Annotated in this window: 14 protein-coding genes, 3 tRNA genes, 2 rRNA genes and 1 pseudogene; 14 read left to right on the top strand and 6 right to left on the bottom strand. The window is 35.2% G+C overall.

Annotation, left to right across the window (positions count from 1 at the left end):
- The 5 genes from A9G22_RS04060 to A9G22_RS04040 form a co-directional block, all read left to right on the top strand.
- Positions 1–619: ribosomal RNA gene (locus A9G22_RS04060) — 23S ribosomal RNA — on the top strand; the annotation flags it as partial.
- A gap of 169 nt (positions 620–788) precedes the next feature.
- A 5S ribosomal RNA gene (gene rrf / locus A9G22_RS04055) occupies positions 789–904 on the top strand.
- Between the two features lie 32 nt (positions 905–936).
- Positions 937–1,013, top strand: a tRNA-Asp gene (locus tag A9G22_RS04050).
- 8 nt (positions 1,014–1,021) lie between these two features.
- Positions 1,022–1,097 (top strand) — tRNA-Trp (locus tag A9G22_RS04045).
- 133 nt (positions 1,098–1,230) lie between these two features.
- Positions 1,231–1,569 carry a DUF413 domain-containing protein gene (locus A9G22_RS04040; RefSeq protein WP_065585671.1) on the top strand — a complete coding sequence of 113 codons (339 nt, stop codon included), beginning with the start codon at positions 1,231–1,233 and terminating at the stop codon, positions 1,567–1,569.
- Positions 1,570–1,997: 428 nt separating this feature from the next.
- On the opposite strand, the pseudogene A9G22_RS11625 reads toward A9G22_RS04040, so the two are convergent.
- From A9G22_RS11625 to znuC, 4 genes and pseudogenes are all read right to left on the bottom strand, one after another.
- Positions 1,998–2,135, bottom strand: a pseudogene (locus A9G22_RS11625) (IS481 family transposase); the annotation flags it as partial.
- 65 nt (positions 2,136–2,200) lie between these two features.
- On the bottom strand, positions 2,201–3,724 hold the full coding sequence (locus A9G22_RS04035; protein ID WP_065585672.1) for a YifB family Mg chelatase-like AAA ATPase: 1,524 nt from the start codon (positions 3,722–3,724) through the stop codon (positions 2,201–2,203).
- A 122-nt stretch (positions 3,725–3,846) separates the two neighbouring features.
- Positions 3,847–4,647 (bottom strand): zinc ABC transporter permease subunit ZnuB, encoded by an 801-nt coding sequence (gene znuB / locus A9G22_RS04030; RefSeq protein ID WP_065585673.1) that lies wholly within the window; start codon positions 4,645–4,647, stop codon positions 3,847–3,849.
- A 39-nt stretch (positions 4,648–4,686) separates the two neighbouring features.
- Complete coding sequence (gene znuC / locus A9G22_RS04025; protein ID WP_065585674.1) at positions 4,687–5,421, bottom strand: zinc ABC transporter ATP-binding protein ZnuC; 735 nt, start codon at positions 5,419–5,421, stop codon at positions 4,687–4,689.
- Between the two features lie 141 nt (positions 5,422–5,562).
- Between znuC and znuA the strand changes: the two genes are divergently transcribed.
- The 8 genes from znuA (at position 5,563) to A9G22_RS03985 (ending at position 14,496) form a co-directional block, all read left to right on the top strand.
- Positions 5,563–6,471: a zinc ABC transporter substrate-binding protein ZnuA gene (gene znuA, locus A9G22_RS04020; RefSeq protein WP_141669969.1), complete on the top strand. Its 909-nt coding sequence runs from the start codon at positions 5,563–5,565 to the stop codon at positions 6,469–6,471.
- A gap of 27 nt (positions 6,472–6,498) precedes the next feature.
- Positions 6,499–7,851, top strand: coding sequence for a murein DD-endopeptidase MepM (gene mepM, locus A9G22_RS04015; protein WP_065585675.1), 1,353 nt, complete (start codon positions 6,499–6,501; stop codon positions 7,849–7,851).
- Positions 7,852–7,982: 131 nt separating this feature from the next.
- A complete protein-coding gene (mrcB, locus tag A9G22_RS04010; RefSeq protein ID WP_065585676.1) occupies positions 7,983–10,316 on the top strand; it encodes a bifunctional glycosyl transferase/transpeptidase in 2,334 nt (777 codons plus the stop codon).
- Between the two features lie 9 nt (positions 10,317–10,325).
- Positions 10,326–11,135, top strand: coding sequence for a bifunctional DNA-formamidopyrimidine glycosylase/DNA-(apurinic or apyrimidinic site) lyase (gene mutM / locus A9G22_RS04005; protein ID WP_065585677.1), 810 nt, complete (start codon positions 10,326–10,328; stop codon positions 11,133–11,135).
- Between the two features lie 416 nt (positions 11,136–11,551).
- Positions 11,552–12,847: a Tol-Pal system beta propeller repeat protein TolB gene (gene tolB / locus A9G22_RS04000; protein WP_065585767.1), complete on the top strand. Its 1,296-nt coding sequence runs from the start codon at positions 11,552–11,554 to the stop codon at positions 12,845–12,847.
- 158 nt (positions 12,848–13,005) lie between these two features.
- Positions 13,006–13,485, top strand: coding sequence for a peptidoglycan-associated lipoprotein Pal (pal, locus tag A9G22_RS03995; protein ID WP_065585678.1), 480 nt, complete (start codon positions 13,006–13,008; stop codon positions 13,483–13,485).
- 65 nt (positions 13,486–13,550) lie between these two features.
- Complete coding sequence (gene ybgF / locus A9G22_RS03990; RefSeq protein ID WP_065585679.1) at positions 13,551–14,288, top strand: tol-pal system protein YbgF; 738 nt, start codon at positions 13,551–13,553, stop codon at positions 14,286–14,288.
- Between the two features lie 132 nt (positions 14,289–14,420).
- Positions 14,421–14,496: transfer RNA gene (locus A9G22_RS03985), tRNA-Lys, on the top strand.
- Positions 14,497–14,630: 134 nt separating this feature from the next.
- Here A9G22_RS03985 and pepT read toward each other — a convergent pair.
- On the bottom strand, positions 14,631–15,866 hold the full coding sequence (pepT, locus tag A9G22_RS03980) for a peptidase T (RefSeq protein ID WP_065585680.1): 1,236 nt from the start codon (positions 15,864–15,866) through the stop codon (positions 14,631–14,633).
- Between the two features lie 23 nt (positions 15,867–15,889).
- On the bottom strand, positions 15,890–17,449 hold the full coding sequence (locus tag A9G22_RS03975; protein WP_065585681.1) for an AbgT family transporter: 1,560 nt from the start codon (positions 17,447–17,449) through the stop codon (positions 15,890–15,892).
- Between the two features lie 637 nt (positions 17,450–18,086).
- Here A9G22_RS03975 and murJ point away from each other — a divergent pair.
- Positions 18,087–19,625, top strand: a complete 1,539-nt coding sequence (gene murJ / locus A9G22_RS03970) for a murein biosynthesis integral membrane protein MurJ (RefSeq protein WP_065585682.1) — start codon at positions 18,087–18,089, stop codon at positions 19,623–19,625.
- Positions 19,626–19,995 lie beyond the last annotated feature (370 nt).

Here is a 19,995-nt window from a genome sequence, read left to right as displayed (position 1 = left end):
AGCACGAAGGTTAGCTAATCCTGGTCGGACATCAGGAGGTTAGTGCAATGGCAAAAGCTAGCTTGACTGCGAGAGTGACGGCTCGAGCAGGTACGAAAGTAGGTCATAGTGATCCGGTGGTTCTGAATGGAAGGGCCATCGCTCAACGGATAAAAGGTACTCCGGGGATAACAGGCTGATACCGCCCAAGAGTTCATATCGACGGCGGTGTTTGGCACCTCGATGTCGGCTCATCACATCCTGGGGCTGAAGTAGGTCCCAAGGGTACGGCTGTTCGCCGTTTAAAGTGGTACGCGAGCTGGGTTTAGAACGTCGTGAGACAGTTCGGTCCCTATCTGCCATGGGCGTAGGAAAATTGAGAGGGTTTGCTTCTAGTACGAGAGGACCGAAGTGAACGCACCGCTGGTGTTCGGGTTGTGATGCCAATTGCATTGCCCGGTAGCTACGTGCGGAATAGATAAGTGCTGAAAGCATCTAAGTACGAAACTAGCCTCGAGATGAGTTTTCCCTGAAGAGATTCAGTAAGGTCCGTTTGAGACTAAGACGTAGATAGGTCAGGTGTGTAAGTGTAGTGATACATTGAGCTAACTGATACTAATGAACCGAGAGTCTTAACCTTACAACTCGGAGTTGTTTTGGGGTTACGCGAGAGTTTTTAATATTCTAGGTTGACTGAGGTTGATTAAAGAATGATAAAGCAGTTTGTTCTGGATTGAGATATTGATGGTGAAGAGGTATAATATTTTATTATAGCATCATTGATGTAGAAGAAGAGAAGACAGGATATGTCTGGCGGTAATAGCGCGGTGGTCCCACCTGACCCCATGCCGAACTCAGAAGTGAAACGCCGTAGTGCCGATGGTAGTGTGGGTATTACCCATGTGAGAGTAGGGTGCCGCCAGACTTTTAAATATTTAAATACATACCAAATTCGGTGGAGCGGTAGTTCAGTTGGTTAGAATACCTGCCTGTCACGCAGGGGGTCGCGGGTTCGAGCCCCGTCCGTTCCGCCACCTTATTTAGGGGCGTAGTTCAATTGGTAGAGCACCGGTCTCCAAAACCGGGTGTTGGGAGTTCGAGACTCTCCGCCCCTGCCAAAAAAATGATAATTTGTTCTAATTTTAGTCATTTAGTCTTTTTCATCCATATAAATAAAAGAATTTTGTTTACAGATTAGCTTAGTTAATTATAATTCCCGCCAAAATACTTTTACAATCTAGAGGATAGAATATGGCTGAGAGTTTTGTAAGTCAACAACGTTTTTTTGATACTAAGAATTATCCAAGAGGTTTTTCCCGTCATGGGGATTTTACTATCAAGGAAGCTTTGATTTTAGAAAAGCATGGTTGTGCTTTTAAAGATCTTGATGCAGAAACCAGAAAACCTTCTACAGCAGAAGAAAAATCATTTGTAGCCGTTTGCAAAGGTAAAAAAGAACCAACTACTGATTTTGAAAAAACGTGGCTGAAATATCTTTCTCGTATAAATAAACCAAAACGATTTCATACATTATCCGGCGGAAAACCACAAGTTGATGTGACTGATGATTTTGTAGATAATGATGACTAATTTTTTTAACTGTAGTAGTTCAAAATTAATCTGATATGCAATAATTATTCATCGGATTTCATTTTAGCCAAATGAGCTTCCGATGAATATAATAAATTATCCAATTGCTTCTCCTGACAAGCTTTTTTGCCGCCATCCAAGTTTGTCACGGTGTTTTTTACATAACAGTACTTACCTGAAAGTGTACTTTCCTTATTATAAAATTTAAGCAATTGCTCAGTTTTCTCTAAATTGATATCAAGCCTATAAGCATGAACTGCTTTTCGACCATTTATTAGTATATTTTATCAATCCTTTTGATATGCTTCAAAGAATAAGTGTCTTGTGCATCTAAGTAACTAAGATGTTGGCTTTCTATCTTACGGTAAGCTTTACGGGATGATTTGATTTTTACGATTAATTTCTTGAAGTGCCAGCTGTCTGCCTTACTTATAAAGTTTTTTTAAATGATAATAACTATCACCGCTATAGCCCATTACCTTACAGGTTTGTTAAATGTTACCCAACTGTTTAACAAGTTCTCAAAGTCCTCATTTAGGTTTAATGATTTTTGCTGTTTGATTCATTTCTGACTCTCCTTTTTGTGTTATAAAATAACCCAAACGTCAGATTAAATAAAAACTATTACAATTTAACCAATGTTTTTATGTAATTGAATTAATAATCGATCCATAGAACGATAACTTAATGCTTCTGAAATGTGTATTCTTTCTATGTTTTCTGATAAGTGTAAATCAGCGATTGTGCGCGATACTTTTAATATCCGATGCCATGCTCTAGCAGAGAGTCCTAATTTAATCAATGCCTGTTCTAAATATTCATTATTTTCATTTGATAATTGACAGTAATTTTGAATTTCATTTGTACTTAACTGACTATTTAATTTCTTACTTCTCTTAAACTGAATATTTCTTGCTTGTAAAACTCGCTTTTTTACCGTTTCTGTCGATTCTGATGAAGTAGTTTTTTGGCTTAGTGTACCTTTTGGTAATAAAGGAACTTCAATAGAAATATCAAATCTATCAAGAAATGGTCCTGAAAGCCGATTTAAATAACGTATAGTTTGTTGTGGAGTCGTCCTATTATGTGTTCCTTGGTAATGTCCTGTTGGACTTGGGTTCATTGCGGCTATTAACTGAAACTTAGCAGGAAACTTTATTTTTGCATTTGCCCTTGAAATGATGATTTCACCAGATTCAATGGGTTCTCTCAAAGCATCTAATACCTTTCGATTAAATTCAGGTAATTCATCTAAAAATAATACTCCATTATGTGCTAGTGAAATTTCTCCTGGTTTGGGAATCGTGCCTCCTCCAACTAGTGCTGCGATTGATGCGCTATGGTGAGGTGATCTAAAGGGTCTCTTACGCCAGTTCTTAATTGATCCATTTGAACTAACAAGGCTAGTTATTGCTGCACTTTCAAGTGCTTCATCATCAGATAATTGGGGTAATAAAGATGTTAAACGAGTCGCTAACATCGTCTTACCCGTTCCAGGCGGTCCAATTAATAATAAATTGTGGCCTCCTGCTGCCGCAATTTCTAAAGCTCTTTTGGCGTGTTCCTGCCCAATTATATCTTGTAGATTAGCTAAGTTATTATCAATATCTTGATATTCACGATATTGAACTGTTGGTAAATCAATTTCTTTATATAAATATTGACATAACTCTAGTAGATTTTTAGTGATTAATGTATTGTTTTGGTGAATCAAAGAAATTTCAGATTGGTTTTCTACTGAAATAATTAAGGTGCGATTTTTCTTTTTAGAAGAAATAGCTGCTGGGATTGCTCCTTTGACAGCTCTAATATTTCCTGAGAGCGCTAACTCACCCAAAAACTCATAATGTAATAAATTATCTGTCGGAATTTGTTCGGTAGCGGCAAGAATAGCGATAGCTATTGGTAAATCAAAGCGGCTTCCTTCTTTTGGTAGATCTGCTGGAGATAAGTTAACCGTTATTTTTTTAGCTGGAAAGTTAAAACCACTATTAATAATAGCACTTCTAACTCGATCTTTAGCTTCTTTAACAGTTGCTTCAGGTAGACCTACTAAAACAAAGCCTGGCAATCCATTGCTAATATGAACTTCAACGTTTATTAAGGGGGCTTGTATTCCAATAGATGCTCGAGTATAAATAATTGCAAGTGACATAGTTTTTAATTATCAACATGTTGAATTGTATCATTATGATATTTGAGAATATTGATCCAACCATTAAAGCTTTTTTATTAATGGATATGCCACACAATAAATGAGCCGATTTTGCAATAATTTCAATTTTTTTTATTTAGAGTTAGTTTTGAAATAAATAATGATATAAAAAATAAACAAGTATTACTTAATACTATTGATGGGCCTGTTGGCGTGTCGTAAATAAATGACAACATCAGCCCAGAACTGACTGATAACATACCAATTATTATTGCAATTAACGCCATTGCTTCGGGAGTCTTTGAATAATATTTGGCTGTTGCGGCTGGAATGATCAGCAAAGAGGTAATAATTAGTGCCCCAACAAATTTCATTGATAGGCCTATTGTTAATGCTAAAAGTAAAGTCAAAAGTAATTTTGTCATTTGTACATTAATACTGTGGCTAAAAGCTAACTCTTCACTCACAGTAATAAATAAAATGTCATTCCATCGCCAAAGCAATAAAGCGCCAATAAATGCTACACAAATAGTAATTTGATAAAGATCTGAATAAGTTACCGATAAAAGATCGCCAAATAAGTATCCCATCAGGTCGATACGAATATTATCCATACAACTAATTACTACTAAACCAAGCGATAAGGCACTATGAGCTAAAATACCAAGTAAAGTATCAATTGGAAGTTGTTTTTGAGCTTCTAACCAAAGTAATCCTAAAGCTAGTAAAAGGGTCACAAAAATGATTGCATAAAATAAATTGATATTGAGTAAAAAGCCTAATGCAATACCAAGTAAAGCTGCATGGGATAGAGTATCGCCAAAATAGGACATTTTACGCCAAACAACAAAAGCACCTAAAGGGCCAGTTATGCTGGTTAAGCATAATCCTGCTAATAAAGATGGTAATAGTAACTCAATCATTATTTTTCTCTCCATAACTAGGCAAAAAATTGTCTTATTTTACTCAATATTGTGTTTGCACCAATCATGTTGGTGATTATGATGATGTTTATAAACGGCGATTTGTGATGCTCCGTGTCGACCAAAGAGAGAAATAAACTCAGGATCATTAGACACAACAGCTGGTGTACCAGAGCAACAAATATGATGATTTAAACAGATTACTTCATCGGTTTTTGCCATGACTAAATGAAGATCATGCGAAACCATTAATATGCCACAATTAAAGTGTTTTTTTGCATTAGCAATTAAATCATATAATAGTACCTGACCATTGACATCCACTCCTTGAGTTGGTTCATCAAGAATCAATAATTGAGGCTTCTTTGCTAAGGCTTGAGCTAGTAAAACACGCTGTAATTCTCCTCCGGATAATTGATGCATCGATGTGTTGATCAAATATTCAGCTTTTACCATGGATAATATGTTAACAATATCCTCGTTATTTAAGTGCTTATTTAAGCGCATAAAACGTTTCACAGTAATAGGAAGAGTTGAATTTAAGTTGATTGATTGCGGCACATAGCCAATTGTTAAATTAGCTGAATGCTTGATTATTCCTGAAGTATGTGGAACTAAACCTAAAATGACTTTTACTAGAGTCGATTTACCTGCACCATTAGGTCCAATTAATGTAATAATTTGATTAAGATGTATTACTAACGAAACGTCATATAATATTTTTTTGTGGTCAATTTCTACCGATACATTATCAAGCGAAATGAGTGGTTTCATCTTGTTAAGAGCTCTTGCCTATAAATATGTTATGTTATATTATAACAATAAATAATTCTATTCCACCATATTTTATAAATATAGGATAATGATGTGAAAAAATATATTGTACGAAAGAGTAGACAATTAGCCTATTTTTTAATGATACTTGGTTCATTAGTGTTTATACAAAGTATCGCTAATTACGCTAATGCGAAAGTTATTTCGTCTGTAAAACCCATTGGGTTTATTACTGAAGCCATTGCTTCAGGAGTGACTGATACTGATATTTTACTTCCTGATGGTGCATCTCCCCACACCTATTATTTAAAACCATCTGATTTGACTAAACTTAAATCAGCAGAACTTGTGATTTGGGTTGGTGAAGATATGGAAGCTTTTATGCCAACAATTTTAAAGAATATTAATTCGAACAAGCAAATTGAATTAATGGCAATACCAGAGATTAAATTGTTGCTTCGAACTAGTCATGATGAGCATAAGGATGAAGATTTACATTTTCATGATGCCGCTGAGCAAGATCACCATGGTGAATATGATGAGCATATTTGGCTTTCATCTAAAATTGCTAAGATTATTGCTCAATCAATCCATGATAGGCTTATTATCCTGTATCCCGATAAAAGTGCATTAATTGACGAAAATCTAGACGAATTCAACATTAAGCTTGCAGAAACAGAACAAAACATTGCAAAAAAACTAATTACCGTACAAAATAGAGGGTATTTTGTGTTTCATGACGCTTATGGGTATTTTGAAGCGCAGTTTGGATTAAAAAAGCTAGGCAGTTTTACTATAAATCCAGCAGTTCAGCCTGGCGCTCAAAAAGTTTATGCTATTCAACAGCAGCTCAAAGAACACCAAGCAGTATGTGTATTTCGTGAGCCACAGTTTAGCCCTGCAGTTATTGAAAAATTAGTGAATGGAACAGATGTTCGAATTGGAGAATTGAATCCATTAGGAACGAGTATAGCTCTTTCAAAAGATGCATATTCACAATTTTTATCAAATTTAACACAGCAACTGTTGGATTGTTTAGATAAAAATTAGTTTTAGTAATAAATAGTAAGGTTAATTTTGGCAAGGAAAAAAAAATCCCCTGTTATTGAAAAAAATAATTTTAAAATTCCCTATTTTTCAATATTGGGAGTTCTTTTTATTGTTATTTTATTTACCGCTTTGTGGTTTCCACTCAATTTGGAACGAACGCTGTATGTTCCATTAACGCCTCAAGTTGAAACTACTGTAAATGATAATGCTCATTCTTCTGTTGTTGGTGATGGAATAGTTGAGATAGTAAATGGGAAATCTGCTACTGTTACTGAATCATCTGATGTTCCTGAAGATGAGATTGTTAAAGATGAATTAGATGACATCGTTGATGATAAAGATAACACTGTACAATATACTATTGTGCGCGGTGATACTCTGCATGATATTTTAATTCGCTATAATGTTAATCGAAATGATATCTATCAATTAACGACAAAATTTAAGCAACTAGCAAATTTAAGGATAGGTCAACAAATTAGTTGGACGACTGATGATAATCATAATTTGCTAACTTTTAGTTGGGCAATATCAAGTAATAATATTCGAATCTATGAAAAATCGGGCGATAATTTTGTAGAAAGTTCCGAAACAATTGAAGTTGTGCCACAAGATATTGTTATAAAAGGTGACATAAAAACTAGTTTTGTTGCTGATGCTCGCAAAAGTGGGTTAACCAGTAATGAAATTGGAATTATTACTCGCGCTTTACAGTGGCGTTTAGATTTTCGTCGATTACAAGTTGGTGATAAATTTTCAGTCATTTTAACACGAGAAATGCATGGTAAAAGTTTATCTAATAGTCAGTTGTTAGGTGTTCGTATTAAAAATGGAACCAAAGATTATTATGCTATTTTAGCTGATGATGGTAAATATTATGATATTAATGGTAGCAGCTTATCGCAAAGTTTTTTTCGTTACCCTTTAGCTAAGCAAGCCAGGGTTTCGTCAGGTTTCAATCCACGCCGTTTACATCCCGTTACCGGTGTTGTCACGCCTCATAATGGTGTTGATTTTGCGGTATCGCGTGGCACGCCTGTATTATCCGTTGGTAATGGTGAAGTAGTCATTGCTAAGTATAGTGGTTCAGCTGGTAACTATATTGCTATTCGGCATGGTCGGCAGTATATGACAACTTATATGCATTTGGATAAAATTTTAGTCAAACCAGGTCAGCAAATTAAGCAAGGCGATAAAATTGGACTATCAGGAAACACAGGTCGTTCCACAGGCCCGCATTTGCACTTTGAATTACATATTAATAATAAACCTGTTAATCCATTAACGGCAAGCTTACCTATTTCGGAAGGACTAACAGGTAAGTCGAAAAAGGCGTTCTTGTCAAAAGTTAAAAGTATTAGCTCACAGCTAAATTTTTAAATTTATATATTTATTTTATATTTAAACATCCCATTACCTGAAATTTTTTTACAAAAAGAAGGGCAAGGTATCCTTAAAAAATTATGTTATCATAAGCTAATTATTATTGAATAATAAATGTTAGGTGCAGTTTGAACACATCAACTAAAACAACAAAAAAGCGATCTGCTAAAAAGTCTAAAAAAAATAAAAAGACTACACTTTGGCGTAGATTTTTAACATTATTATTTAAGTTATTTCTCGTTTTTGCTTCAGTAGCTATTATTTATGGTGTCTATCTCGATCAACAAATCAAAGAGCGGATTGATGGTAATGTGTGGGAGTTGCCGGCTGCAGTTTATGGTCAAATTATTGATCTTGAGCCTGATAGTGAATATAGTTTAAATGATGTGGTTACAATTTTAGTTGGTGCTCAATATCGTCAGCAAGATACTAAAGCGACTCGCCCAGGTGAGTTTATTGTAAGTAATGATGCGGTTGAAGTTTACCGTCGACCTTTTACTTTTCCTGATGGTGAGGAGCAAGCGTTTAGAGTTAGAATCACTTTCTATGAAAATCGTATTGATCGTATCACAAATCTAGAAACAGGACGTGATTTTGGATTGCTTAAAATTGATCCTAAATTAATTACTATGATGCATTCTCCAAATGGCGAGCAACGGTTATTTGTTCCATTAAAGGAGTTTCCTGATTCTTTGTTACAAACATTAGTTGCAACGGAAGATAAACGTTTTTATGATCATCATGGTGTAAGTCTATATTCTATAGGTCGTGCTATTTTTGTTAATTTAACAACAGGCCGTACCGAAGGTGGTAGTACATTAACTCAGCAAACCGTCAAAAATCTTTTTTTAACTAATGAGCGTAGTTTAAACCGTAAAATACGCGAAGCTTATATGGCACTGATTTTGGATGGCCGTTATAGTAAAGCGCGTATTTTAGAACTTTATTTAAACGAAGTTTATTTTGGACAAGCGGGTAGTGAGGAGATTCATGGCTTCCCATTAGCAAGTCTTTACTATTTTGGTCGTCCAGTTAATGAGCTTACATTGGATCAGCAAGCAGTACTAGTTGGTATGGTAAAAGGTGCTTCGTTATATAATCCTTGGACACAACCTCAACAAGTTATCGAACGTCGTAATGTGGTTTTAAAACTTGCTGAGCAGCAAGGTATTATTGATGATGAGTTGTATACTTTATTAAGTCAGCGCCCACTATCTGTTTTACCCAAAGGTGGTGTGATTTCGCCACAACCAGCATTTATGCAAGTTGTGCGTAGTGAGCTTCGGAAACAATTAGGTGATAAAGCAGATCATTTGTCTGGTATGAAGATTTTTACCACCTTTGATCCTGTGGCTCAATCCGCTGCAGAGCAAGCGGTCACTAACGAAATTGAGAAACTGCGTACATTAACCAATAAAGAATTACAAACAGCAATGGTGATTGTGAGTCGTGAGACTGGGGAAATTCGCTCAATTATTGGTAGCGCAGAACCTCGTTATCCGGGTTATAACCGTGCTTGGTTAACTCAGCGAGCAATAGGTTCATTAGCTAAACCGTCAACTTATCTAACCGCACTTGGACAACCCGATCATTACCAACTTAATACTTGGCTTAACGATAATCCTTTATCGATTAAGCTTGATGGTGGGGGGTATTGGGAACCGAAAAATTATGATCGTAAATTCCGCGGTCGTGTTATGTTGGTTGATGCCCTAGCGCTTTCACTCAATGTACCGACTGTTAATTTAGGCATGGCATTGGGGCTTGATGCAACAAAGAATACTTTACAAGCGTTGGGCGTACCAGCAGAGCGTATACCTAATTTACCATCAAGGTTACTTGGTGCTTTAGAATTAACACCGTTAGAAACAGCACAGATGTTTCAAACGATAGCTAATAATGGTCAACGTTCTCCACTTTCTATTTTAAGATATGTATTGACGGATAAAGGTGAGCTTGTTTATCAAAGCTATCCACAACAGCTTCAGGCAGTATCTCAACAATCGGCTTATTTAACGACTTATGCTATGCAACAAGTGGTTAATTCGGGGACATCTCGTTCATTAAAAGCTAAATATGGTTCGTTTAATTTAGCGGCTAAGACAGGAACAAGTAATGATTCTCGTGATAGCTGGTTTACAGGGATTGACGGTAAAAATGTTGCTGTTATTTGGATTGGTTTAGATGATCATTCCCCAATGAAATTGACAGGGGCAACTGGCGCCTTAAAAATTTATAGTGCATATTTACAAAATAACCTACCAAAGAAATTAGTACCGCCACAACCTCAAAATATTTTTATGGTACCTATTGATAGTGATGGACAGTGGCAATGTAATGGAAGTGGCATTCGCTCTTTACCGGTATGGACGATTAATCCTCAGAGCTTATGTACTAGCAATAACCAGTCAGTTCCTGCTCAGCAAGCGCCAACTTGGGTTACAGACCTATTAAATAACTAGGGGGAAAATATGCCTGAATTACCAGAAGTTGAAACAAGTCGCCGAGGCATCTTACCGTATTTAAAGGGACAAACTATAGATAAAATTATTATTCGACAATCTAAATTACGCTGGCCAGTGGATAGGGCTATAAGTAATGCTCATGGACAAGTTATTTTAGATATAAAACGGCGTGCAAAATATTTATTATTACAGCTATCTAACAATTGGATTGTGATTCATCTGGGAATGTCAGGCAGTTTACGTATTTTACAAAACTGCCAAAAAGCAGAAAAGCACGATCATATCGATTTAATTTTAGAAAATGGCGTCATATTACGTTATACCGATCCTAGGCGTTTTGGATCTTGGCTTTGGGCAAATTCATTAGGCGAAATATCTCAATTACAACATTTGGGACCAGAGCCTTTAAGTAATGAATTTACGGTGGAATATCTATTCGAAAAAGCCCGAAATCGTCAAGTACCCATTAAAAGCTGGATTATGGATAATCATATTGTGGTTGGAGTCGGTAATATTTACGCTTCTGAATCGTTATTTATGGCTAAAATTAATCCTAATCGCAAAGTCAACACTTTACAATTTAATGAATTTGAAAGATTGGTTGCTTCCATTAAACAAGTTCTTACCAAATCAATTGAACAAGGCGGAACAACACTAAAGGATTTTCTTCAGTCTGATGGCAAACCTGGATATTTTGCACAGGAGTTACTCGTTTATGGACGGGATGGCAAGCCATGCCTAATTTGTGGTACAGAAATAAAATCACAAAAAATAGGACAGCGTAATACTTTTTATTGTGAGAATTGCCAAAAATAATGGCATCTTTTTAACCAAAATTCTCATTTCCTTATGGTTGAGATCACAATTATAAACTTTTTGATATATCCGCTCTTTTTCATGTATAAAAATATCTTTTCAAACTCTTTAAACCTTATTTAAATAGGATTAGTATAGACAACCATAATTAAAATAATTATTTTTATTGCTACTTTGTTTAGTTTATGAAGTAAAACCATTAATCTTACAGAAATTTTTTATTTTAAAGGCTATGGAATTGTTATCCTATATTGTTTATCTTTTTGGCTGTAATTTTGTTGATGTTTGTAAAATTTAATATATGGAGTTAATTATCGGCAGTATATTAATTTTCAAAGGAGTTTATTTTGTGTTTTTTATGGGTTTATGTTTAATTTAATTCAATATCTCTTGTTTTTATTAAGGAATTTAAGATGATCAAATTTGCTTATCGCTTTTTGACAACTTGTTTTATTTTATTTTTTACCACGATGGCGAATTCTGAAGTCAGAATTATTATTACTGATGGTGTGAGCTCTGCTAAACCAATAGCTATTGCCCCTTTTAAATGGACTGGCGGTGGAGAGTCTCCACAAATCATTGAAGATATTATTGCTTCTGATTTGCGTAATAGTGGGAAGTTCAATCCAGTTGAAATTAATCAAATGCCTCAAAAACCAACAACTGCTTCAGAGGTTACCCCTACGGTATGGAATAATCTTGGTGTTTCAGCTGTTGTTGTTGGCTCGATTCAACCCGATGCTTCGGGGAAATATCTTATAACTTATCAATTAGTGGATACGGTTAATCGTCCTGGCACAGTTCTGGCACAAAACCAATTTTCTATTGAGAAACGCTGGGTTCGTTATGCGGCGCATACAGCTAGTGATGAAATCTTTGAAACACTAACTGGTATTAAGGGAGCATTTAGAACACGAATTGCTTATGTTGTTAAAACAACTAAGGGACCTTTTTCACATGAATTAAGAGTATCGGATTATGACGGTTATGATCAAATGACTGTTCATCGCTCTAAAGAACCATTAATGTCTCCTACTTGGTCACCAGATGGCAAAAAATTAGCCTATGTAACTTTTGAAGGAGGCCATTCTGCATTGGTGTTAAAAACTTTGGATAGTGGCGCCGTTCAAACCATTGCATCTTTTCCTCAACATAATGGCGCTCCAGCATTTTCTCCAGATGGTAGTAAATTAGCTTTTGCTTTATCTAAAGGAGGAAGTTTAAATTTATATATGATGGATTTAAGTAGCAAAAAAATCACGCAAATCACTTCTAGTCGTAGCAATGATACAGAACCATCTTGGATGCCAGATAATCAAACTATTGTCTACACTTCTGACCAAGCCGGACGTCCTCAATTATATAGTATCAATATCAATAGTGGTGCATCTCAAAGAATAACTTGGGATAATACGCAGAATCAGAATGCTCGAGTGTCTCCTGATGGCTCCTTTATTGCTATGATATCAACCAATAATGGTGAGCAACATGTTACTCGCTATGATATGGACACAAAAACTTATCAACGTTTAACCGATACTTTTTTAGATGAAACGCCAAGCATTGCGCCAAACGGTACTATGATTATTTATAGTTCATCTCAAGGGTTAGGTACAATTTTGAATATTGTTTCTACCGATGGCAATTTTAAAGCAAGGTTGCCGGCAACTGATGGGCAAGTAAAATTCCCAGCATGGTCGCCATATTTATAAGAAAAGATTGAAATTTATGCAACATTGTAATTATTAAAATTGTGTAAAGCATAAGGTCGTTATAATATATACTTCTAATCTTTCGGTGCGGTAACGGGTGTTACTTTGAGGATGGTTAGATATATAGGTTATAATTTATTAAAAAAGGAGTTAATACAATGCAATTTTCTAAATTTCTTAAAGTAGCCGTGGTTGCTTTACCATTAATCGCTGTAACTGCATGTTCATCTAATAGTAGCAGCAATGCTGGTGGTAATTTTAACGGTTCTTTATCAAAAGAAGCTTTAGAGCAACTTCAAAAATTACAACAAATCAACACGGTATATTTTGATTTTGATAAATATAATGTTAAATCTGAGTATGCAACATTATTAAATGCGCATGCTGTATTTATTCGTACAAATAATGTAAAAGTTGTTATTGAAGGTCATGCCGATGAACGAGGTACTCCAGAATATAATATTGCATTAGGCGAGCGTCGTGCAGCTGCTGTTAAATCATATCTACAAGGTAATGGAGCTTCTGCAAGCCAAATGGAAATTGTTTCTTATGGTAAGGAAAAACCAGCAGTGTTAGGTCATGATGAAGAAGCTTATGCTAAAAACCGTCGTGCTGTAGTAACCTATGCTGGTTATTAATAGCGTCTTATAACGGCTGATTATTCAGCCGTTATGTTTTTTAAGTTCACATCGAGTTTAATAATATGCATAAAAAAACACTCACATTGTTCTTATTTTTATTATTCACTGGTTATGGCTGTGCCGCAAGTAGTTCTGACGTAGAGCGAACGATTCAAGCTCAAGGGCAATTATTGATAGAAAACCAACAAAAAATTAGCGATTTACAAGCCGATGTAGATACCCTTCGTGGTCAGTTAGAAGAAACGAAATACCAACTTAATCAAATAATTGAACGCCAAAAAATGATTTTTCAGCAAATGAATAATGGTTCTGGATTTTCATCAAATACCCGTTTTGATTCACAACAAGATAGTTCCGTCCAACCTGTTGACACTATTCCATCAACATCTCCATCAAATTTGTCTGGATGGAGAACTTCAGGTGATGATAAAGCCGATTATAATTTTATAATTCAGTTTGTTAATGATGGCAAACAAAATAGTGAGACGATTGCTGCATTCCAAAAGTATTTACAAACTTATCCAAAATCTAAGTACCGAGCTAATGTTAATTATTGGCTTGGACAACTTTCATATAAACAAAGCAAAAGAGACGATGCTTCATTTTATTATGCAACCGTAGTAAAGGATTTTCCATCTTCTCCGAAAGCTGCTGATAGCCTTTATAAAGTAGGATTAATTTTACTTGATAAAGGGGAGACTAAAAAAGCTAAAACTGTTTTCCAACAAGTGGTAAATAAATACCCCAAAGATAAAAATGTAGTTGATCGTGCCAATAAAAAATTAGCATCACTAAAGTAAAATGTACAAATAACCAGCTATTGGGTGAAAATAGCAATAAAAGGGTTGCGTAGTATTATAATTATAAGTATTATACCAACCCGAAATCGCTTGTAGCTTTAAGCATTAAAGGTAAAGTGGTTTTTGTCAAATGGGTCGTTAGCTCAGTCGGTAGAGCAGCGGACTTTTAATCCGTTGGTCGAGCGTTCGAATCGCTCACGACCCACCATTTATCTCATCAATCTTCAATTACTTCATTTTTAGTTAACACTATTTCAATGTTTGAACCTTGAACAGAATAAATCCCTAAATTTATTAGTATGCTTAAAAGGGAGAAAAAGGGAGATATCCCCCTTTTTTATATTATTTAGCTTTGGCGGCTAATTCGATAATTTTCATCGTTACCTCAAAAGATTTAAGAAATGATGATAATGGTAAAAACTCAAAGCACGAATGAAAGTTATGTGCACCAGTAAAGTAATTTGGTGTTGTAAGACCTCTAGCAGAAAGTGCTGAGCCATCCGTTCCCCCCCGCATAGCGATCGTATTTGGCTGAATATTGAGTTGCTCAAATGATTGATAAATCAAATCAATACAGCGACGGTCATTACCCAAATAGTTAGCTATATTGCTATAAGTATCGGTAATTTTACACTCAATTTTAGCCCTTGGATATTTTCGGCTAATAAAGCCCACCACTTCTTGGATATAAGCTTTACGTGCTTCATATTTAGCTAAATCAAAGTCACGAATACTCATTTTTAATGTTGTGGTACTTTGATTACCAACAATATCATTAAACCAAAAATAACCTTCTTTACCTGCGGTATGTTCAGGTGTTTCGAAACTATCAAAACAGTTAATAATATCATTAGCTACACGGATAGGGTTGATTAAAACATTTTTTGCTGACATTGGATGCGCAGATACACCAGTAATTTCAATAGTTGCAGAGCCAGCATTGAAAGTTTCATAAACAACTTCACCTAGTTCACAACAATCGATTGTATAAGCAAAATCAGGTTTGAAGCGATTTAAATCAAGTTTCTTAGCACCCTTTAAGCCTACTTCTTCATCAGGTACAAATGCCACATAAATATCGCCATGTGTAAGGTTTTGTTGTTGTAATTGATCTAACATTGTCATCACAACGGCAATGGCGGCTTTATTATCAGCACCAAGTACACTTGTTCCATCAGTGACAATCAATTCATCATTAAGATACTTATTCAATTCAGGATGTTCATCAACTTTAAACCAGATATTTTTATCTTTATTTAACAGGATATCTTGACCGGTAAAGGTCACTCTCTGTGGGTTGATTTTATCTGATAAGGCAACATCGACCGTATCAAGATGGGCAACATAACCAATTTTGGGTGCATTTGGATTATTGCCTAGTAGTTTAGCCGTTACAATACTATGCTCATCAAGGTGAACATCTTGTAAATTAAGCTTGATCAACTCTTGTTTGAGTAATTTGGCTAATTCTGTTTGTCCTGGGGTTGAGGGTACATGCGCACATCCAAGAGCACTTTGACTTGGAACGTTGACATAACGTAAAAAACGCTCAACTAATTGTTCGGTAATATTATTCATCTTAGGTTGACTCCTTATGGCAACTAATTATTTACGGGTGGATAGGCATAACCACTGTCAAAACCAATGGGTAGACCTAAGAACCAAAAGAGCAATAAGTTTACCGTTAATGCAATAAGTAGCGCGGCGGTATAAGGAATCATCATCGAACTTAATGTGCCTACTCCGGTGTTTTTGCAGTATTGCTGGCAATAAGCAATAATCAAAGGATAAAAAGCAAACATAGGTGTACTAACATTAACTGCCGAGCTGATACGATAAGCCGCTTGCGTTAGTTCTGGTGAGATGCCAACTGACATAAGCATTGGTACAAAAATCGGTGCTAATATGGCCCATTTTGACGATGCAGAGGTAATTAACACATTTAACATGCTTGTTAGAATTATCACGCCAAAGATTGTGACCACTGAAGGTAGATGCAACGCTTTTAAAAACTCAGCACCGCTAATCGCAATTAATGTTCCAATTTGTGAATGAGAAAAGACATATAAAAATTGCGCACAAAAGAACGCAAAAACAATAAATGGAATAAGAGATTTTGTGATGTTCTCCATCGCTTTTACAATATCGCGCGACGATTTAAATGCTCCGGTTATAAAACCGTGTATTAAACCTGGAATGGCGAAAAATATAAACAATAGTGGCACAATAATTTGCATAATTGGTGCTTTATTACTTGTCATACTTCCATCAGGAGCACGTAATAAAGAGTTTTCTGGTAATAATAATAAAACCAAACCAATAGCAATCACTAAAAAGACAATTGAAGCGACTTTAAATGCTCGATTTTCAACTGGCGTGATCGCTGGCGAATTGGCAATATTATCTAACTTTAAATCATTATTTAAAGGCATGGTTGCATTTAAACGAGGTTCAACGATTTTATCGGTAACAAACCAGCAAGCTAATAATACAAAAAAGGTACCGCCAAAGCTCAAGAAGTAGTTACAAAGGACATTAACTTGATAAGAGGGGTCGATAATTTGTGCGGCACTTTGGGTAAAGCCTTGCATAATTGGATCGATAATTGACGGTGTATAACTTGAGCTAAAACCACCAGCTAAGCCTGCAAATGAAGCTGCAATACCCGCCAGTGGATGACGCCCGATTGCATAAAACATCATTGCTGATACAGGCATTAAAATCACATAAGCCGAATCAGCAGCAATATGGCAAACCATACTGACAAAAATAACTGATGGTGTCACTAATTTTTTAGGGGTAATAGCCAATAATTTTTTAAGTAGCACATGGATATAACCACTACTTTCAGCAATACCAATACCTAATGTTGCCACAATTGTAATGCCAAGTGGTGGGAACGAGACAAAATTAGGCACCATCTTGGTAAAAAAAGTGACCAAATGATCGGGAGCCAGCATATTGACAACAACAAGTTTATTTTGCGTAACAGGATTAATGTAATTAAAGTTTACAAAAGAGAGTAATAAAGAAGCTACAAAACAGATAATTAAGGCATAAAAAAACAGTGTTGTTACATCGGGAATTTTGTTGCCAATTCGTTCAATAGTATTTAGAAAGCCACCCGTTCTTATCGGCGACGGATTAGTTGTTTGATTCATGATAAAATTAGTGTAAATATTATTCGGAATGATAATTTAACACAGATTTATTATGCTGGTAAATAACACAAATCGCTATATTTTTATACTTAAACACGCTTTTATCTGAAGCTTTTTTACACTACAATTCTTGTAGATAAGTTTATCTTTAAACTAACGTTAATACGCATGTAGCTAAGTATTGTACTCATTGATCTTTAATATCGTTTAAACGGTATTAGGGTTAATTTGCGAGCTATTATTCACTTTTGTTACATTTTTTTGTTAATTGTAAGTACGATCATAAAATTACATATTGACTACTTGGTTTTAATAATAGAATGTAGTTTTTGAGTAAAATAATAAACATCAGAGTTTAATATATTAATTAACATATTCCCATTTATTAAGGCTACCTATAATATGCCCTCATTTTGGTGAAAATTCATTATTAGCTCTAAATGGTGGTTAGATACCTAAGTTTATCAAGGTAATACAACGCATTACTTTTGCAAAAAATAGGGTTAAATTTATCAGCTATAAGTTTGATTTGTAAAAAGCTAAGTTTATTGAAAAAAGCATGGTGATTTAAAGTAATAGTTTGTAGACTATGTTCAATTATCGGTTTTAGGCTGTATACTTTGTATATAAATTGAATATGAATCTTTTAAAATCTTTAGCCACAGTTAGTTCAATGACGATGGTCTCTCGCGTATTAGGTTTTGTACGTGATGCCATTATTGCACGTTTTTTTGGTGCTGGTATGGCGACCGATGCTTTTTTTGTTGCCTTTAAACTTCCTAATTTACTGCGTCGTATTTTTGCAGAGGGGGCTTTTTCACAAGCCTTTGTGCCTATTTTAGCTGAATATAAAAATCAGCAAGGTATTGAAGCAACGCGTACTTTTGTTGCTTATATTGCAGGATTATTAACGCTAGTATTAGCTATTGTTACCTTAATTGGTGTTGTCACAGCACCTTTTATTATTATGCTAACAGCACCAGGATTTATGCAAGAGTCAACTGAAAAATTTGAACTTGCAACGACCATGTTGCGTATAACCTTTCCTTATATCTTTTTTATATCACTGGCTTCACTTGTTGGCGCTATACTCAACACATGGAATCGTTTCTCGGTTCCCGCTTTTGTGCCAACACTACTCAATGTGAGTATGATTATATTCACGTTATTTTTAACACCTTACTTTAACCCTCCCGTATTAGCACTTGCCGTGTCGGTTGGAGTTGGCGGAATTTTGCAATTACTCTATCAGCTACCTTATTTAAAAAAGATTGGCATGCTAGTATTGCCCCGTATTAGTTTTAAAGATAGCGGTGTTTGGCGCGTTTTAAAACAGATGGCGCCGGCAATTTTAGGCGTATCTGTTGGGCAAATATCATTAATTATTAATACGATTTTTGCATCATTTCTCGTTTCTGGCTCGGTTTCGTGGATGTATTATGCGGATCGATTAATGGAATTCCCTGCCGGTGTACTTGGTGTGGCATTAGGTACCATATTATTGCCATCGTTAGCCAAGAGCTTTGCTAAAGGCGATCATAATCAATATTCGGAGCTGTTAGATTGGGGCCTACGCCTCTGTTTTTTATTAGCTTTACCTAGCACGATTGCATTAGGTGTTATTTCTCTACCGCTTATATCAACTTTATTTGAATATGGTCAATTTACCTTACATGATACATTGATGACACAGCGAGCCTTAGTGGCTTATTCTATTGGTCTACTTGGATTGATTTTAATTAAAGTGTTAGCACCCGCATTTTATTCGCGTCAGGACATTAAAACTCCCGTCAAAATTGCAATTGTCACGTTAATTTTAACACAGCTAATGAATCTCGTTTTTATTGGGCCATTACAGCATGCAGGCCTTTCACTATCCATTGGTTTAGCCGCTTGCTTTAATGCTGGATTATTGTATTGGCAACTGCGTAAAAAACAACTTTATCAACCCCAACCTGGTTGGTATCACTTTTTAATTAAAGTCATTATTGCGGTAATATTAATGTCCACAGTGTTATGGTTTGGTTCGCAGCTATTACCTGACTGGTCAACCGGTTCAATGTTGGTTCGTATGGGGCGATTATTTTTATTGGTTATTGTAGGGATTTTTGTCTATTTTGCCTCATTGATTGCAATGGGACTTAAGATAAAACATTTTATTAAAAGAGTTGACTAACAATGAGCATCGAATAAAAATGATTTTAAATTTTGTCAAAAAGTTTCAGAAAACAGTATGTTTAAATATAAAATTGATAGAAAATTAAAATGAATAAGGTGTCTTTCTTTCATTGGCAATTAACCGATTAGTAAATTAATGGACTTGTTAAATGTCTAGTGAATTCTCATTTAGTTTTTTATCTGTGATGATTTTTTTCTTATTTAGAGTTATTTATTGATAAGCTACATTTTATCCCTTTGAGATAATTCCTTTTTCTATTGTGAGAAGAATATTTGTTATATTATTTTGATTGCCAATAATTCAAGTGGTAATTATTAAATAATTATTAATAAGAATTTATTAAGCAAAAAATGGCAGATTTGAGAGG

Source organism: Gilliamella sp. App2-1, assembly GCF_001690255.1.
Lineage (GTDB): Bacteria > Pseudomonadota > Gammaproteobacteria > Enterobacterales > Orbaceae > Gilliamella > Gilliamella apicola_G.
The sequence above is the reverse complement of the archived record's forward strand: the minus strand, read 5'-3'. Positions and strand labels throughout refer to the sequence as shown.

Coding starts and splice junctions, on each gene's coding strand:
- A9G22_RS04040 (WP_065585671.1), top strand. CDS start 1,231: ATGGCTGAGAGTTTTGTAAGTCAACAACGTTTTTTTGATACTAAGAAT.
- A9G22_RS04035 (WP_065585672.1), bottom strand. CDS start 3,724: ATGTCACTTGCAATTATTTATACTCGAGCATCTATTGGAATACAAGCC.
- znuB (WP_065585673.1), bottom strand. CDS start 4,647: ATGATTGAGTTACTATTACCATCTTTATTAGCAGGATTATGCTTAACC.
- znuC (WP_065585674.1), bottom strand. CDS start 5,421: ATGAAACCACTCATTTCGCTTGATAATGTATCGGTAGAAATTGACCAC.
- znuA (WP_141669969.1), top strand. CDS start 5,563: ATGATACTTGGTTCATTAGTGTTTATACAAAGTATCGCTAATTACGCT.
- mutM (WP_065585677.1), top strand. CDS start 10,326: ATGCCTGAATTACCAGAAGTTGAAACAAGTCGCCGAGGCATCTTACCG.
- pal (WP_065585678.1), top strand. CDS start 13,006: ATGCAATTTTCTAAATTTCTTAAAGTAGCCGTGGTTGCTTTACCATTA.
- ybgF (WP_065585679.1), top strand. CDS start 13,551: ATGCATAAAAAAACACTCACATTGTTCTTATTTTTATTATTCACTGGT.
- pepT (WP_065585680.1), bottom strand. CDS start 15,866: ATGAATAATATTACCGAACAATTAGTTGAGCGTTTTTTACGTTATGTC.
- A9G22_RS03975 (WP_065585681.1), bottom strand. CDS start 17,449: ATGAATCAAACAACTAATCCGTCGCCGATAAGAACGGGTGGCTTTCTA.
- murJ (WP_065585682.1), top strand. CDS start 18,087: ATGAATCTTTTAAAATCTTTAGCCACAGTTAGTTCAATGACGATGGTC.